This is a genomic window from Kribbella sp. VKM Ac-2568 (genome assembly GCF_004345365.1).
Lineage (GTDB): Bacteria > Actinomycetota > Actinomycetes > Propionibacteriales > Kribbellaceae > Kribbella > Kribbella orskensis.
This window is the reverse complement of sequence record NZ_SLVF01000003.1, coordinates 367,305-382,949: the sequence shown is the minus strand read 5'-3', so window position 1 is coordinate 382,949 and position 15,645 is coordinate 367,305. Positions and strand designations below refer to the sequence as shown.

Annotated in this window: 12 protein-coding genes; 7 read left to right on the top strand and 5 right to left on the bottom strand. The window is 67.8% G+C overall.

What is annotated here, in order from left to right; all coding sequences use genetic code 11:
• Positions 1-484 precede the first annotated feature (484 nt).
• Both EV648_RS09230 and EV648_RS09225 read right to left on the bottom strand, forming a co-directional pair.
• On the bottom strand, positions 485-967 hold the full coding sequence (locus EV648_RS09230; RefSeq protein WP_132287674.1) for a hypothetical protein: 483 nt from the start codon (positions 965-967) through the stop codon (positions 485-487).
• Between the two features lie 43 nt (positions 968-1,010).
• Positions 1,011-3,317, bottom strand: coding sequence for a DEAD/DEAH box helicase (locus EV648_RS09225; protein ID WP_132287671.1), 2,307 nt, complete (start codon positions 3,315-3,317; stop codon positions 1,011-1,013).
• Between the two features lie 217 nt (positions 3,318-3,534).
• Here EV648_RS09225 and EV648_RS09220 point away from each other — a divergent pair, with 217 nt between their 5' ends.
• The 6 genes from EV648_RS09220 (at position 3,535) to EV648_RS09195 (ending at position 10,361) form a co-directional block, all read left to right on the top strand.
• Positions 3,535-3,864 (top strand): STAS domain-containing protein, encoded by a 330-nt coding sequence (locus tag EV648_RS09220; protein ID WP_132190555.1) that lies wholly within the window; start codon positions 3,535-3,537, stop codon positions 3,862-3,864.
• Positions 3,865-4,112: 248 nt separating this feature from the next.
• Positions 4,113-6,416, top strand: coding sequence for a sodium-translocating pyrophosphatase (locus tag EV648_RS09215; RefSeq protein ID WP_132287668.1), 2,304 nt, complete (start codon positions 4,113-4,115; stop codon positions 6,414-6,416).
• A gap of 439 nt (positions 6,417-6,855) precedes the next feature.
• Complete coding sequence (locus tag EV648_RS09210) at positions 6,856-7,857, top strand: ABC transporter ATP-binding protein (protein WP_132287665.1); 1,002 nt, start codon at positions 6,856-6,858, stop codon at positions 7,855-7,857.
• 1 nt (position 7,858) lies between these two features.
• Positions 7,859-8,623: an ABC transporter permease gene (locus EV648_RS09205; protein WP_132287662.1), complete on the top strand. Its 765-nt coding sequence runs from the start codon at positions 7,859-7,861 to the stop codon at positions 8,621-8,623.
• Between the two features lie 137 nt (positions 8,624-8,760).
• A complete protein-coding gene (locus EV648_RS09200; RefSeq protein ID WP_132287659.1) occupies positions 8,761-9,567 on the top strand; it encodes a DUF2785 domain-containing protein in 807 nt (268 codons plus the stop codon).
• Between the two features lie 5 nt (positions 9,568-9,572).
• Entirely contained in the window at positions 9,573-10,361 is a 789-nt protein-coding gene (locus tag EV648_RS09195; protein WP_132287656.1) for a class I SAM-dependent methyltransferase, read from the top strand.
• Here EV648_RS09195 and EV648_RS09190 read toward each other — a convergent pair.
• From EV648_RS09190 to EV648_RS09180, 3 genes are all read right to left on the bottom strand, one after another.
• Positions 10,337-11,140, bottom strand: a complete 804-nt coding sequence (locus tag EV648_RS09190; protein ID WP_132287652.1) for an alpha/beta fold hydrolase — start codon at positions 11,138-11,140, stop codon at positions 10,337-10,339. The genes EV648_RS09195 and EV648_RS09190 overlap by 25 nt on opposite strands.
• Before the next feature lie 7 nt (positions 11,141-11,147).
• Positions 11,148-12,383, bottom strand: coding sequence for a serine hydrolase (locus tag EV648_RS09185; RefSeq protein WP_132287649.1), 1,236 nt, complete (start codon positions 12,381-12,383; stop codon positions 11,148-11,150).
• Positions 12,384-12,668: 285 nt separating this feature from the next.
• A complete protein-coding gene (locus tag EV648_RS09180; RefSeq protein ID WP_132287646.1) occupies positions 12,669-14,045 on the bottom strand; it encodes a hypothetical protein in 1,377 nt (458 codons plus the stop codon).
• 129 nt (positions 14,046-14,174) lie between these two features.
• Between EV648_RS09180 and EV648_RS09175 the strand changes: the two genes are divergently transcribed.
• Positions 14,175-15,635: a methyltransferase gene (locus tag EV648_RS09175; protein WP_132287643.1), complete on the top strand. Its 1,461-nt coding sequence runs from the start codon at positions 14,175-14,177 to the stop codon at positions 15,633-15,635.
• The last annotated feature ends 10 nt before the right edge of the window (positions 15,636-15,645 follow it).

The window sequence follows — 15,645 nt, the reverse complement described above, 5'->3', positions numbered from 1 at the left end:
TGAGGCTCCGGCGGTGATCGACGGCGTTTGGACCCCGACGCGAGGAGTTCGCCGGGTCGCCCGGGAACCGCGACCAGTCCCCTTGCGCGTGGGGCATCGCGCGGGTCGATCCCCCATGAGGAGGTGGTGTGACCCGGATGGCCGATAGTGACTCAACGCGACGTTGACACCACGACCAGTAATGCACGGGAGGGTCGGTGGTGGTTATGGCCAACCTAGGGACGTTGATGCCAATGGCAACTAATTGCGAGCGGCAAACCGTTGCTCAAGGCATCGAAATCTGGCTGGGAGTTCGTTGTGCCGCGGCTGTGCGGCGGCTGTGCGCCGATCGAGATACTGCAATATACGACGGTGATGTGGGTCCCGGCGCTGTCTTACCTGGAAGCTTGTCCTCCTTCCCGGGAAGCGATCTCGCTCCCCGGGAAGGTGGGACGGACTCAGTTGCGACCGTCCCGACGGTTCTGGTGTAGCTGTCTGCGACGGATCAGTGCGGCTGCTTGGTATCGGTGCCGTCGGCAACGTTATGCCGCTCGCCCGCCAGTCGCTCGGCCTCCGTCGGGCCGCTCGCCACCTGCTCGTCGGAGCCGATCTCGACCGTCCGGCTGTCCGGATCATCCGCGGTCTCGCCGGCCGTCGCAGGGCCGGCCGTCGCAGAGTCGGCTGTCGCGGCGGTGGGCGAGGAGGCGGTGGTGGGTTCGGTCTCCGTGGCCGGAGCGGCGGCGACCTGCTGGCGGAGTTCCTTGACCTCCTTGTGGCGGCGGTAGCCGCGGCCGAGTCCCTTCTTCGTCAACCACAGTCCGATCACGAGAGCCACGCCGGCTGCCGCACCGATGAAGAACAGGGTCGGTACCACCATGCCGAAGTCGACTCCGAAGACGGACATCGTGGTCGAGTCGCTGGAGGAGACCGAGACGCCCAGGCCGAGGAGGACGGCCAGGACGATCAGGACGATTCCGAGGACCACCATGATTTGCTGCCTTTCTTCCAGTCACCACGGGGTGCTGGAGCGTTCAGGCCTCGCGTGCAAGTAATGCGGTGAGCAGCGCGACCGCGCCGCCCTTGTCGAGGGGACTGTTCCCGTTCCCACATTTGGGTGACTGTACGCACGACGGGCACCCGTCCATGCACTCACAGTGTGCAATCGCCTCACCTGTCGCGGTCAACCACTCGCGTGCCGCGGCGTACCCGTGTTCGGCGAAGCCGGCGCCGCCCGGGTGCCCGTCGTACACGAAAACGGTCAGGCAGCCGGTGTCCGCGTGCTTGGCGGTGGAGACGCCGCCGATGTCCCAGCGGTCGCAGGTGGCGAACAGTGGCAGCAGGCCGATCGAGGCGTGCTCGGCGGCGTGCGCGGCCCCCGGTACGTCGTCCAGGCCGAGCTCGGCGACCTGGGAGTCCGGCATGGTCCACCAGACCGCCTTGGTGCGCAGGGTGCGTTCCGGGAGATCCAGCGGCTGCTCGTCGAGCACGTCGCCGGTGACGAGTTGCTTGCGCTGGAACGAGATCACCTGGTTCGTCACCTGCACCCACCCGCGCGACAGTTCCGCGGCACCCCACCGCCGGGTGTCCTCGGTGGCCAGGATGCTGATCTCGGTGACGTCCCGTGCGAAAGTGGTGTAGTCCGGTGAGGCCTGCTCGACGATCGCGGCGTGGTTCTCGAGGTCGAGGGAGCGGACCAGGTAGGACTCGCCGGCATGCACATAGACCGCGCCGGCGTGCACGCTCGCGTGGGCGGAGCCGCCATCGACCGTGCCGAGCAGACGCCCGGTCTGGTCTTCCACGATCTGCACGGTCTTGCCGCCGGCCGAGCGGATGTCGATCGCGTCGACGGCCCGATCGCGCCTGGTCCAGAACCAGCCGTGCGGTCGCTCCCTCAGCAACCCCTGCCGGACCAACTGGCCGATCACGTTCTCCGTGGTGGCGCCGAAGATCTCGTAGTCCGCGGGAGTCAGTGGCAGCTCCTGTGCCGCGGCACAGAGCTGGGGGCCGAGCACGTAAGGGTTCTCGGGGTTGAACACCGTCGCCTCGACAGGCTGACCGAAGATCGCCTGTGGATGCCGGACGAGATAGGTGTCCAGCGGATCGTCGCGAGCCACGAACAAGGCCAGCGCGTCGCCACCCGACCGCCCGGCTCGTCCCGCCTGCTGCCACAGCGATGCCCGCGTGCCGGGCCAGCCGGACAGCAGTACTGCGTCCAGCCCGGCGATATCGATCCCCAACTCCAGGGCATTGGTCGCAGCGACGCCTGTGAGCTCCCCGCTCTGCAGCATCGCCTCGAGCCGCCGCCGTTCCTCCGGCAGATAACCGGCCCGGTACGCCGACACTTGCTCGGCCAACGCCGGATCCACCTCGGTGAGGTTGTCCCTCGCTGTCATGGCGACGGTCTCCGCCCCGCGCCTGGACCGGACGAATGCCACGGTCCTGACCCCGGACACCACCAGATCCGTCAGCAGGTCGGCCACTTCAGCCGTCGCGGACCGGCGTACAGGGGCTCCGTTCTCGCCGTGCAGGGCGGTCAGCGGGGGCTCCCAGAGGCCGAAGGAGATGCCGCCGCGGGGTGAGCCGTCCTCGATGACCTCGACCATCGGCAAGCCCGTCAGGCGCTCCCCGGACACCGAAGGCTCCGCGACGGTGGCAGACGCGCACACGAAGATCGGATGCGCGCCGTACTGCGCGCAGACCCGCCGGAGCCGACGCAGTACGCCGGCCACGTGTGCGCCGAACACACCTCGATAGTGGTGACACTCGTCGACCACGACGTACTGCAGGCAGCCCAGGAAGCGGGCCCAGCGCTGGTGGTTCGGCAGCACGGAGCGATGCAGCATGTCCGGGTTGCTCAGCACGTAGGTGGCGTAGTCGCGGGCCCAGTCCCGCTCGGTGCGCTCCGAATCCCCGTCGAGCGTTGTGGGCCGCAACCCGGGCACGGAGTACGCCGAGACCGCGCGTAACTGGTCGTGCGCCAGGGCCTTGGTGGGCGACAAGTACAAGACCGACGCCGTACGCCGGTGAGGTGATGCCGTCTGGGCGATGCTCAACGTGGCGAAGGCAGGCAGCAGGTAGCCGAGGGACTTGCCGGACGCAGTACCGGTGGCCACGACGACGTGCTTCCCGCTGTAGGCGGCCTCGGCCGTAGCCACCTGGTGACTCCATGGCGCGGAGATGCCGGCATCCGCCAGTTGACCGAGCACTTCCTCCGGCACCCAGCGTGGCCAGGTTCCGGTCTGGCCCAGTCGCGGGGGCACCGACTCCACGTGCGTGAGCCGCTCGCCGCGGCCCGGTCCGGCAGCGAGCCGCTTCAGCACCAACGCCGCCTCACTCATGCCTTCGACCCTAGTAGTTCCCTAGGACAAGGGATGTCTTCGCGCGGGCTGAGAGTGCACGGCCGGATGCGGAACGCGTGTGCGAATGCGGATGCACAGGTCTTTTTCACCAGGTGGGTCGACGCGGGGAGAGCCGGAATGAAAGAGTTTTCGCACACGGCCCTTCTCACGGTCCGTACATGGTTGAATGCAACAGTTCACGGGATCGGAGGCCGAAGTGGATCTGTCGCTGACGACGCGCACGGAGGGTGGGCGCACCGTCGTCGAGGTGGGTGGGGAGATCGACGTCTACACCGCACCGAAGCTCCGCGAGACCATCGTCTCGTTGGTCGACGCGGGGCAGTACCACCTCGTCGTGGACCTTGAAAGGGTGGAGTTCCTGGATTCCACCGCGCTCGGTGTGCTGGTCGGCGGACTCAAACGGGTGCGGACCCACGACGGCTCGCTGTCGCTGGTCTGTACCCAGGAACGGCTGCTCAAGATCTTCCGGATCACCGGCCTGACAAAGGTCTTCGAGATCCACCCCGACGTCGCCTCGGCGATCTGAGGCGGAGCGAAAAGGTGTCCTGAGGATCACTGACGGTGAGCGGGGTGACGGGGTGGAGAACGAATCCGGTGCCAGGTTTGCCGTCTGACGTGGGTATGGCGTAGACCACCCTGTCGTCAGGTCTGGTCGGATACCCGTTAGAGTGACCCACCGCGTCAGGCCATTGGCGCTGTGTCGTAATTCTCAACCCTATGGATGCGGCAGTACGGGGGCCGTTCAGCCCTGAGGGTTGCCAACAAGGAGGACGGATGTCCGCGCTGCTTGCTGTACAAGCGGTGGATCTTTCGTCGAGCAACACCACGCTGGTCATCATCGTCGGAGTGATCGCGATCTTCGCGGTCGCCATCGCGATGGTGTTCCGCGGTCAGGTGCTTGCCGCGAACGATGGCACCGAGAACATGAAGACCATCGCTTTGGCGGTTCAGGAAGGCGCCGCGGCCTATTTGTCCCGGCAGTTCAAGACACTGTCGGTCTTCGCCGTGGTGGCTTTCCTGCTGCTGTTCCTGTTGCCGGTGCACGGCGACGGCAACGAGACCACGCTGAAGATCTTCCGCTCGGTCTTCTTCCTGGTCGGCGCGGGCTTCTCCGCCACCATCGGCTACCTGGGCATGTGGCTCGCGACCCGGGCCAACGTCCGGGTCGCCGCCGCCGCGCGGGACGAGGGCCGCGAACCCGCCATGCGGGTGGCGTTCCGGACCGGTGGGACCGTCGGGATGTTCACCGTGGGGCTCGGCCTCTTCGGTGCCGCCCTGGTGGTGCTGCTCTTCAAGGGTGACGCCCCGACCGTGCTCGAAGGCTTCGGCTTCGGTGCCGCCATGCTCGCCATGTTCATGCGGGTCGGCGGCGGTATCTTCACCAAGGCCGCCGACGTCGGCGCCGACCTGGTCGGCAAGGTCGAGCAGAACATCCCCGAGGACGACCCCCGCAACGCGGCGACCATCGCCGACAACGTGGGCGACAACGTCGGTGACTGCGCCGGTATGGCCGCGGACCTGTTCGAGTCGTACGCCGTCATGCTGGTCGCCTCGCTGATCCTGGGCAAGGCCGCCTTCGGTGAGCAGGGCCTGATCTTCCCGCTGATCGTGCCGGCCCTCGGCGCCGTCACCGCGGTGATCGGTGTCTACCTGACCAAGCCGCGGGCCGGCGAGAACGGCCTGCGCACGATCAACCGGGCCTTCTACATCTCGGCGCTGATCTCCGCGGTGCTCTGTACGATCGCCGCCTTCGTCTACCTGCCGGCCAACTTCGGCGACCTGACGGGTGCCACCGAGGCGATCGCGGCCAACGACGGTGACCCCCGGGTCATCGCCACCGTCTCGGTGATCATCGGCATCGTGCTGGCAGCGATCATCCTGGCGCTGACCGGCTACTTCACCGGTACCGAGGACAAGCCGGTCCAGGACGTCGGCAAGACCTCGCTGACCGGCGCCGCGACCGTGATCCTGTCGGGTATCTCGGTCGGCTTCGAGTCCGCCGTCTACACCGCGCTGGTGATCGCCGCCGCCGTGTACGGCGCCTTCCTGGTCGGTGGTTCCGGTGTGGTCGCGCTGTTCGCGATCGCGCTGGCCGGTTGTGGTCTGCTCACCACCGTCGGCGTCATCGTCGCGATGGACACCTTCGGCCCGGTCTCCGACAACGCGCAGGGCATCGCCGAGATGTCCGGCGACGTGGACGGCGAGGCGGCCCAGATCCTGACCGAGCTGGACGCCGTCGGCAACACCACCAAGGCCATCACCAAGGGCATCGCGATCGCCACCGCGGTGCTCGCGGCGACCGCGCTGTTCGGGTCCTACACCGACTCGATCTACTCGGTGCTGAACGACGCCGGGGACGCCGCGTTCAACGCGGACGCGCTCGTCTTCGACCCGTCCACCCTGGTCGGCCTGATCATCGGTGCGGCCGTCGTGTTCATGTTCTCCGGGCTCGCGATCAACGCCGTCGGCCGCGCCGCCGGTGCGGTCGTCTACGAGGTGCGTCGCCAGTTCCGCGACATCCCCGGGATCATGGACGGCACCGGCAAGCCGGAGTACGGCAAGGTCGTCGACATCTGCACCCGCGACTCGCTGCGTGAGCTGGCCACCCCCGGTCTGCTCGCGCTCGCGGCCCCGATCGCGGTCGGCTTCGGTCTGGGCGCCTCGGCGCTGGCCGGCTACCTGGCCGGCGCGATCGCCACCGGCACCCTGATGGCCGTCTTCCTGGCCAACTCCGGTGGCGCCTGGGACAACGCGAAGAAGCTGGTCGAGGACGGCAACCACGGCGGCAAGGGTTCGCCGGCGCACGAGGCCACCATCATCGGTGACACCGTGGGCGACCCGTTCAAGGACACCGCCGGCCCGGCCATCAACCCGCTGATCAAGGTGATGAACCTGGTCTCCGTGCTGATCGCACCGGCCGTCGTGGGCATGTCCAGCATCGGCGAGGACACCAACACGCCGCTGCGGATCATCATCGCGGTCGCCGCGCTGCTGATCATCGTCGTGGCCGTGGTGGTCTCCAAGCGCCGGGAGTCGGTCATCTCCGACACCCCGGCCGAGGTGAACGCCGCAGCCTGATCGGCCCACGGCCTGATGGCCAGGATCGAACGACTGCTTGAACATTTGAAGCGAGGGCCCGCCGGATCACTCCGGCGGGCCCTTCGTCTTGTCCGCACAAGGTGGCGACCATCAGCTGACAGTGACCACCAGATCACTGCCGGACAAGCGGTTTCCCTGAGTCTCCGCCGTACTCCGGAACTGTTGCCGGCGTGGTCATTCGTCGATCGGCCGTCGACTTTGGTCGGATGTACCCGTCCCGCCGGTGAGGGATCGTGGGGGACGGGTCAGGGGGTTAACCGATGGCATCAGCACGATCACGGACGGCAGAATCCATCCACAGGTGGACACTGCGGATCCGCCCCGGGTTCGATGCTTTGACCCGGACCGACCTTGATACTGGGGTAGACACAGCCCGCCCGAGGACATACTGGCGCGCCACCGAACGAGGAGTACGGCGATGATCGAGGCAAAAGGCCTCACCAAGCGATACGGCGCAACCGTTGCCGTTGACAACCTGTCCTTCGAGGTCAAACCCGGCAAGGTGACCGGCTTCCTGGGCCCGAACGGGGCCGGCAAGTCGACCACGATGCGGATGATCCTGGGGCTCGACACCCCGACCGCCGGTGACGTCCGGATCGACGGGCAGCGCTACCGCGACCTGCGGCAGCCGCTGACCAAGATCGGCGCCCTGCTGGACGCCAAGTGGGTGCACCCGAACCGCTCGGCCCGCGCTCACCTGGCCTGGATGGCGGCCTCCAACAAGCTTCCCAAGGACAGCGTCGACAAGGCGCTCGAGATGGTCGGCCTGACCTCCGTCGCGAACAAGCGCGCGGGTGCCTACTCGCTCGGCATGTCGCAGCGGCTGGGCATCGCCGGCGCCCTGCTCGGCGACCCGGAGATCCTGCTCTTCGACGAGCCGGTGAACGGCCTCGACCCCGAGGGCATCGTCTGGATCCGGACTTTCATGCACCGGCTGGCCGGTGAGGGCCGGACCGTGCTGGTCTCCAGCCACCTGCTCTCCGAGATGGCGCTGACCGCCGAGGAACTGATCGTGATCGGGCGCGGCAAGCTGATCGCGCAGAGCTCGACCAACGAGTTCGTCGACCGCGCCAGCGGCACCACCGTCAAGGTGCGCAGCCCGCAGCTCGACCAGCTGCAGGGCATCCTGCAGCAGCAGAGCCTGGTGACCCGGATCGAGGACGTCGAGGACCAGGGCAAGGTGCTGTTCGTCGAGGGTGAAGTGACCACCGACAAGATCGGTGAGACCGCCGCCGCTGAGGGCATCGTGCTGCACGAACTGACGCTGCAGCGCGGCTCGCTGGAGGCCGCCTTCATGCAGATGACCGGTGACTCGGTCGACTACCACGCACATGACGAGATCGCCGCTGTCACGGACGTCGCCGCGGTTCCGCCGGTCTCCGGCGTCGAGGTGGCCGCCGGGCCGAAGGAGGACAACTGACATGTCGCTGATCACCGTCGAGCGCATCAAGCTCTTCTCCACCCGGTCGCCGTGGTGGTGCATGATCGTCGCCGCCGTGCTGTCCATCGGCCTGGCCGCCCTGGCCACCGGCTTCGCGTCCGGGCCGGACGAGTTGCGGGTGACCCCGGCCATGACGCAGTTCGGCGTCGGCCTCGGGCAGATGGTCATCATGGTGATGGCCGCGCTGGCCGTCACCACCGAGTACCGGTTCGGCACCATCCGGACCAGCTTCCAGGCCGTTCCGCAGCGTGCGGCCCTGCTGCTCAACAAGACCATCGTGGTCGCCACGCTGGCCGCTGTCGTAGGCCTGGTCGCCTCCTGGGGCTCCTGGGCGATCGGCAGCCTGCTCGCCAGCGGCGCGGACATGAAGATCGACACCGCGGCCGAGTGGCGGCTGATGTTCGGTCAGGGCCTGGTCTACGGCTTCGCCGCGATCTTCGCGGTCGCGGTCGGCATCCTGATCCGGCAGAGCGCCGGTGCGATCGCGATCCTGATCCTGTGGCCGCTGCTGGTCGAGAGCCTGCTGCCGCTGATCCCGAAGATCGGCGACGACCTGCAGAAGTGGACGCCGTTCACCAACGCGAACCAGTTCCTCAACGGTGGCCAGGACATGGGCCTGGCCGGTGCCGACGCCGCCGGCGCCAGCACCGCGCTGTCACCGTGGTGGGCGATGGCGTACTTCGCGGCCTGGAGCATCGGCATCCTGGTGATCGCCCTGATCACCGCCAGCAAGCGCGACGCCTGACGAACGGCCGCCGGGTCGCCTTGCGGCTCGGCGGTGCTGGGTCCGGCCGGGCTGAGGGGTCCTGGCCGCCACGGCCCGTGGAACATCTGGTTTTCTCAGATGTCCCACGGGCCGTTCTCTTTGTTAGCCTGCCGCGCATGACCGACTGGGCGCAGGTCCGCGCCGACGGCTTCGCCGTACCGACCGATCGTCCGCTCAGCGATCTCATCGCCGAACTCTCGGTGCTGCTCCGGTCGCCCGACCCACTGGTCCGCGACGGCCAGGCGTACGCGACGCTGGCCACCTGGATCGGCACCGGCGTACTCAGTGCCGACCAGTTGCGCTCGCTCGGCGACGAGATGGTCGCCCGGTTCGCCGACGAGGAGATCCAGGCCCGGACGTTCGCGCCGTTGATCCTGGACTCGATCGTGTCCGCCGGGGTCTTCGAGCCGAACTGGGTGCCGCCCTTCGAGCGCTGGTACGTCGCCGAGGAGGACCTGCGCGGGTTCGACCCCAAGCTGGGCTGGTTGCACGCCGTGGCGCACGGGGGTGACCTGCTGGCAGCCCTGGCGCGGATGCCTGCCGTCGAGCCGGTGGAGATGCTCCGGCTGGGCATCGGGCGGCTCCTGACGCCGACTGAGCACGTCTTCCGGGATCTGGAGGACGATCGGCTGGGGTATGCCCTCTCGGTCGCGCTGACTCGCTCTGATCTGGCCGAGGAGGAAGCGACCGCCTGGCTCGATCCCGCGATCCGGGCCGCAGCCGCGGGCCGCGCCGGCGGGTATCCCGACGGCATTCCCGCGGAGATGTCGAACACCCTCCGCACCCTGCGCGTCGTCTACCTGATGCTCGACCACGGCGTACACCTGGACGATGACAACCCGCGCACCGAGGTTCCCCATCGCGACGTGGTCAAGGCCCGCCTGGTCGAGTTCTTCCAGACCGTCACGCCGTACTACTTCTGACCGGCATGAGTACGGCTTCGATCCGGGACAACTACAGCCGCGTCGCGACGACGTACGACGGGAAGTGGGCCGACGTGCTCGCGGTGCACGCTCGGGCGGTGGCGGATCGGTTGTCGCTCGAACAGGCGCGACGGGTGGCCGAGGTGGGGTGTGGTCCGGGTCGTCTGCTGTCGCATCTCGCCGCCCTCGCGCCGCAGGCCGAGGTGATCGGGGCTGATCTGACCGAGGCGATGCTCAGGCAGGCGCCGGCTCGGTTCGACCGGGTGGTCGCCGACGCACAGGCGTTGCCGTTCCGCGCCGGAGTCCTCGACGCCGTGGTGATGCCGTTCGTCCTCTTCCATATCCCCGATCTACCTGCGGCCCTTGCCGAGGTACGCCGGACGCTGGTGCCGAGTGGTTCCTTCGCGGCGGTCACCTGGTCCGGGCACGACCCGCATCCGGCGTACGACGTGTGGGTGCGGGTGATCGACGATTTTCAGGCGCCGCCTGATCCCTCGCCCCAGATGCCGTCGAACGACACCACGTCGGATCCGGCGGAGCTCCGGATCGCCTTGCAGGACGCTGGATTCGTGTCTGTTGAGATCACGGTCGAGCGGTTTCATCACCAGCCGACTGCTGCCGAGTTTCTGGCTCACTCGCAGGTGATCGGGGCGATGGCTCGGCGGATCGACCTGCTGGCGGCGGATCGGCGTACAGAGTGCTTGGTGGCTGCCGAGAGGGAGTTGAGCAAGCTCTCGCCGGAGGCGTTCGTAGAGTCCGGCACGGTCCTCTACTCAACCGCCGTTGCGCCGTAGGCAGCCTGTCGGAGTAGGAAGGCGCGGGTGAGTCGTCGGAAGCGCTCCGGGTTTTCGAGCCACGGGTAGTGGGCTGCGTCGGGGAGGATGGCGCGCTGGGCGTTCGGTAGGGCAACCAGCAGGGAGTCGGTGACGGCTGGCGGTCGGAGGTCGCGAGCGCCGTGAATGATCAGCGTCGGCGAGGTGACCTTGCAGCAGGGCGTGATGCGGTCGGGCAATGCCCGTACTTCGGCGAGGAGGGCCTCGGCGCATACCTTGTTCGGCTCGAATCTGGGGGTGTTGAGCTGGCGCGCTTGGCTGAGTGCGGTGGAGCGATCGGCGAATCCAGTGGAGATCCGCGCTAGCCACTCGTCCTCGCAGGGCTCCGCCGCGAGGATCTCCGCAACGCGCTGCCGGTACGACGGAGGTGGTCCGTCCAGGCCGACGCTGGAGACGAGGAGGAGGCGGTCGACTCGATCCGGGTGCGCCTGGGTGTACTCGAGGGCGAGGACGGCGCCCCAGGAATGGCCGAGCAGGTGCACCTTCTCCTCGCCGGTGTGGTGGCGGATCGTCTCGAGGTCGGCCACGAATCGCGCGAGCGTGTAGGGGCCGCGGCGATCCGATCGGCCCGCGCCGCGCTGATCCCACTGGTAGACGGTGAAGTCGTCGGCCAGCATCAGCGCCAGGTCGTCGAACACGTCCCACCAGCCGGGTCCGCCGTGCACGAGCACCACCGGTGGACCCGTCCCGCTGACGCGACTCCAGAGGGCACACCCGTCGTCGGTGATCACCTGCTCCACGGCGTACTCAGTCGGTGAGGGAGGCGTAGACGGCGGCGCGGAGTTCGCGGCGGATCGGGTACGTGGCTGAGGGGCGGAGTTGGGTCAGGAAGATCGTGATCAGGTCGTCCGCCGGCGACACCCAGAAGGCGGTCGAGGCTGCGCCGCCCCAGAAGTACTCGCCTTTGGTGCCGATCGTTTGGGCCACGGTCTGGTCGAGCAATACGCCGAAGCCGAGACCGAATCCCTGGCCCTCGCGACGCGTCTCGCCACCGAAGTCGGCCATCGAGGCGAGATCGCGGCCGTCGGGCAGGTGGTTGGCGGTCATGAACTGCAAGGTCCGCGGGCCTATCACCCGAACCCCGTCCACGGAGCCGCCGCCCGCCAGCATCCGACAGAACCGCAGATAGTCACCCGCGGTCGACACCAGCCCCGCAACCCCCGACAGAAAGCTCCGCGGCCTCGTGTAGTCACTGGTCCAGGGATCATCCGCCAGCGCGAAGGCGCGGGACTGCTGCCCACCGGGTTCGGCGTACGTGTAGGCGGCGGCGAGGCGGTGGATGTTTGGTTCGGGGACCGAGAAGCCGGTGTCGATCATGCCGAGGGGGTCGAAGAGGCGGTCCTGGAGGTACTGGTCGAGTGGTTGCCCGCTGATCACCTCGCAGAGCAGGCCGACCAGGTCGGTGGAAATGCCGTAGATCCAGCGCGAGCCGGGATCGGCCTGCAGCGGGAGTTCGGCGAGTTGACGCGGTAGTTCGGCCAGGGAGGCGGTGGAGTCCATGCCGGTGAGGCCTGCTCGACGGTAGAGCTCGCCGACCGGGTTCTTCCCGTTGAGCGCGGCGAGGCCGGACGTGTGCATCAGCAGATCCCGGACCGTCATCGGCCGAGCAGGCTCCCGTACTTCGAAGCGGTCCGCGTCGCCGCCGGCGAAGACCTTGAGGTCTGCCAGCTCCGGCAGATAGGCCGATACCGGGTCGTTGAGCTGGAACAGGCCCTGCTCGTACAGGAGCATCAACCCGACGCTGACGATGGGCTTGGTCATCGAGTAGATCCGGAAGATCGTGTCCGGGCGCATCGCCTGACCACGCTCGACGTCCATCAATCCGTTGGCCTCGAAGTGCACCACCTCGCCCCGCCGCGCGACCACGCTGACCGTCCCGGCGTACCGGCCCTGGTCGACGTACCGGCGTACGAGGCAGGTGACGTTCTCCAGCCCGGCCGAGGACATCCCGACCTCCTCAGGCTTCACGGTGGCCGTCGACATCGAGCCTCCTTGTAATGATCGTTTCACGTAGGAGAATATGTGTCGCAAACGCTACAGGGCAATGCCTAGCTGGATCTTCGGGGGTCGGGCGGTGTCCGGGGAGCATGGTGGCGACGACGTTGCTGGTGCGCTGGGCGGATTCAGCCTGTCGGTTGGCTCGCCTGGTTCGAAGGAACGTGCGGACCGTCTCGTCCGCCTCCTGGTCGACGGACTGCGCTATGGAGCACCAACGACCTGACCTGCGGCTCGATCGGCATCTCCACCGACCGAGCCACTTTGGGTGGGTCAGCGGAAGGTGGCGGTGGCGGTGAGGGGTGGGTAGGTGACTGTGCCGGACTTGGGGGTGGCGCTGAGGGCGTAGCTCTTGGCGGCGAACTTCAAGTGGGCGGTGGCCGTGAGTTGTACGACCTTGGTGTGGGCTGGGACCTCGAGGGTGAGGATGTCGAAGTCTGGCTTGCCGGGAGCGGCGGGGACTGGCCGGCCGTCTGCGGTGGCGGTCAGGAACGGGGCGGTCCAGTCGATCTGGTACTGGATGGACTCGTACTTGAGGGTCGAGGCGAGTTGCACCCTGACCCACGCCTTGCCCTGCGGCGCCCAGCCGCGGGTGGGATCCCAGGGAGCCAGGACAGCCTTCTGCAAGGCGAGCGAGAAGGTGCTGGTGAAGTCGCGGCCTTGGTCGCCAGGGGTGTTCGGCAGGGACTTGTTCAGGTCGGTGAGGGTCCCGGCGCGGTAGTAGGTGGCCGCCGTGTCGGTGGTCCGCTTGCCGGTGGTCAGTGACAGTGACTGGACGACTGAACCACTGGTCGCCGTCAACAGGACGTCAGGGGTCTCCTTGGGGACTGAGACGAGCAGCATCTGGTCGCCGGTCATCGCGGAGGCGTCGCCGCGCGGCAGTACGTCGACCGGGCGCTGCTCGCCGCCGACCGTCACGGTCCACTTGGTGGTGGCGGTTGTCCCGGACGCGTTCGCGTCGAAGCCTGGGCGCTCCGTCAGCGGGTCGATGGTCGGGCTCGTGCTGAAGATCGCGGCGATGAACTTCTCACCGGAGGCTGGCGCCTTCACCTCCGTGCCACTGCCGATGGTCTCCGGTGCGGCGAGTCCCTTGATAGTCACGGTGCCGTCGGGCAAGACGAGCTTGTCCGAGGCCGGCTTCGGCTCTAAGGTCTCGCTCTTCGCGGTGACGGTGATCAGGCCCGAGGTCGCCGCTGGTGCAGGAGGAGCAGCCAGGTTGTCGGCGTTGTCGTCGGTCACCATGTCGTCCGGTCGCCACAAGGAACTGCTGTCCGGGCGAAGCTGGGACTGCTTCCAGGGCTCGTTCTCAGGGACTTCCAGGCCGGGCTTGTCGCCACCGGTGGTGGTGATCCGGACGAGGTCCCAGACCTGGCGCTCCGCAGTACCGAGGCGGCGGAGGGGGCCGCAGGCTACGGTCCCCAGCGATTGGTTGCCGTCGGCACCGGTCACGAAGTAGCAGCGGCCGTCCGCACTGAGGTTCTTGTTCGGCTCGGTGTCTACTCGTTGGTGCCAGTCGGACTCGACCGTGGTCAGGAACGCCTCGGTGGTCTTCTTCTCGACCGTCCCGGCGCCGGTCTGCAGCCCTGATGCCCCGCACCCGGTCACGAGCACCAACCCCGCGGCCAGGACGACCCCCGTTCGCATCATCATCGCGATTCCCCTTCATTTGCTGACGTCTGATGCCTGAGATCCTGTCAGGATTCGACCCCTCGCAACGGGCAGATCCGGAACCTGTGGAAAACTTCCGGGCTGGTTCCGGCGGCCTGCGAGGATGGGGTCATGGACGAGCAACAGCTGAGTGGTTCCCTGGTCGAGCGGCTCCGGGACGCCTTCGAGACGGCGGGCTACACCGTGGAAGGTGTCGCCGCGCGGCTGGGTGCCCAGGCCAACAACGCGCTCGCGCGCAACGAGACGACCCTGGCCCATCAGCGCACCACCGGCGGCGACCCGCTCGACATCATGATCCGGCTGTTCCTGCTCCAGCGCCCGGTGCCGAAATCACTGACCGCGAAGGCATTCCACGGCATCGACGACGATCTGCTTGCCCTGGGCATCTTGACGCCGCGGGGCGACGAGATCAGTGCGGCGATCGATCTGCGACCGTATGCGGAGGACGACCGGCAGTCGTGGGTGGTCGCGGATCTCACGCCCGGGCTGGATGGCCGGCGAGAGCCGATGCGGCCCGACTACGTGCTCGGCATAGCGCCCGCGAGCCTGAGTCTGGTCAAGCTGACCGTGCCGATCAAGGCCGAGAAGGCGCTCGACATCGGCACCGGCTGCGGCATCCAGGCTCTGCACCTCGCCGACCGGGTCGGCCACATCGTCGCGACCGATGTGAACCCGCGAGCCCTCCAGCTCACGCGCTGGACCGCCGCGCTGAACAGGATCGACCTCGACGTCCGCGACGGCAGCCTCTACGAGCCGGTCCGAGAGGAGAGGTTCGACCTGATCGTCAGCAACCCGCCGTACGTGATCGCGCCGCCGAGTGACGGGCGGTTGACCTATCGCGAGACGGGTTTCGCGGGCGATGCCGTGGTCGAGCAGCTCGTTCGGCAGGCACCGAGACACTTGACGGACGGCGGCTGGTGTCAGTTGCTCGCGAACTGGACCTGTGTGCGCGGCCAGGACTGGCGAGACCGGATCGCGAGCTGGACAGGTGACCGCTCGAGCTGGGCGGTCCAACGCGAGCAGCTCGACCCCGCCGAGTACGTCGAGCTGTGGTTGCGCGACGCGGGCCTGCAGGGACGACCGGAGTACACGAGCCGGTACGACGCTTGGCTGCGGTGGCTCGACGAACAGCAGGTGGAGTCGATCGGCATGGGTTGGATCAACCTCCACAACGTCGAGGGGAGCACGCTCGCGGAGGAGTGGCCGTTCGAGATCGAGCAGCCGATCGGGCCGCACGTGCTCGACAGGTTCGAGCGAACCGAAGGGCTGCCGGCGGATCTGACCCCGCTCTACCTGACGACGGCGGACGACGTGGTTCAGGAGACCGCGGGGCAGCCAGGTGCCGAAGACCCGGCGACGATCGTGCTGCGGAGACAGCGAGGGATGCGCCGGGCCGAGCAGGCGGACACCGTGCTCGCCGGGTTCGTGGGTGCGTGTGACGGAGACCTGAGCGTCGGGCAGATCCTCAACGCATTGGCCGAGCTGCTGGATCGCCCGGTCGAGGAGGTCCACACGGAGTACCTGCCTCAGATCAGAAACCTCGCCGTAGAAGGGTTCTTGACGATGGCGTGACCCCGAGCCA

What these genes read in the sequence shown, in the direction of transcription:
- EV648_RS09200 (WP_132287659.1), top strand. Translation starts at nt 8,761, where the DNA reads ATGACCGACTGGGCGCAGGTCCGCGCCGACGGCTTCGCCGTACCGACC.
- EV648_RS09195 (WP_132287656.1), top strand. Translation starts at nt 9,573, where the DNA reads ATGAGTACGGCTTCGATCCGGGACAACTACAGCCGCGTCGCGACGACG.
- EV648_RS09185 (WP_132287649.1), bottom strand. Translation starts at nt 12,383, where the DNA reads ATGTCGACGGCCACCGTGAAGCCTGAGGAGGTCGGGATGTCCTCGGCC.
- EV648_RS09175 (WP_132287643.1), top strand. Translation starts at nt 14,175, where the DNA reads ATGGACGAGCAACAGCTGAGTGGTTCCCTGGTCGAGCGGCTCCGGGAC.
- EV648_RS09210 (WP_132287665.1), top strand. Translation starts at nt 6,856, where the DNA reads ATGATCGAGGCAAAAGGCCTCACCAAGCGATACGGCGCAACCGTTGCC.
- EV648_RS09215 (WP_132287668.1), top strand. Translation starts at nt 4,113, where the DNA reads ATGTCCGCGCTGCTTGCTGTACAAGCGGTGGATCTTTCGTCGAGCAAC.
- EV648_RS09180 (WP_132287646.1), bottom strand. Translation starts at nt 14,045, where the DNA reads ATGATGATGCGAACGGGGGTCGTCCTGGCCGCGGGGTTGGTGCTCGTG.
- EV648_RS09205 (WP_132287662.1), top strand. Translation starts at nt 7,859, where the DNA reads ATGTCGCTGATCACCGTCGAGCGCATCAAGCTCTTCTCCACCCGGTCG.
- EV648_RS09225 (WP_132287671.1), bottom strand. Translation starts at nt 3,317, where the DNA reads ATGAGTGAGGCGGCGTTGGTGCTGAAGCGGCTCGCTGCCGGACCGGGC.
- EV648_RS09230 (WP_132287674.1), bottom strand. Translation starts at nt 967, where the DNA reads ATGGTGGTCCTCGGAATCGTCCTGATCGTCCTGGCCGTCCTCCTCGGC.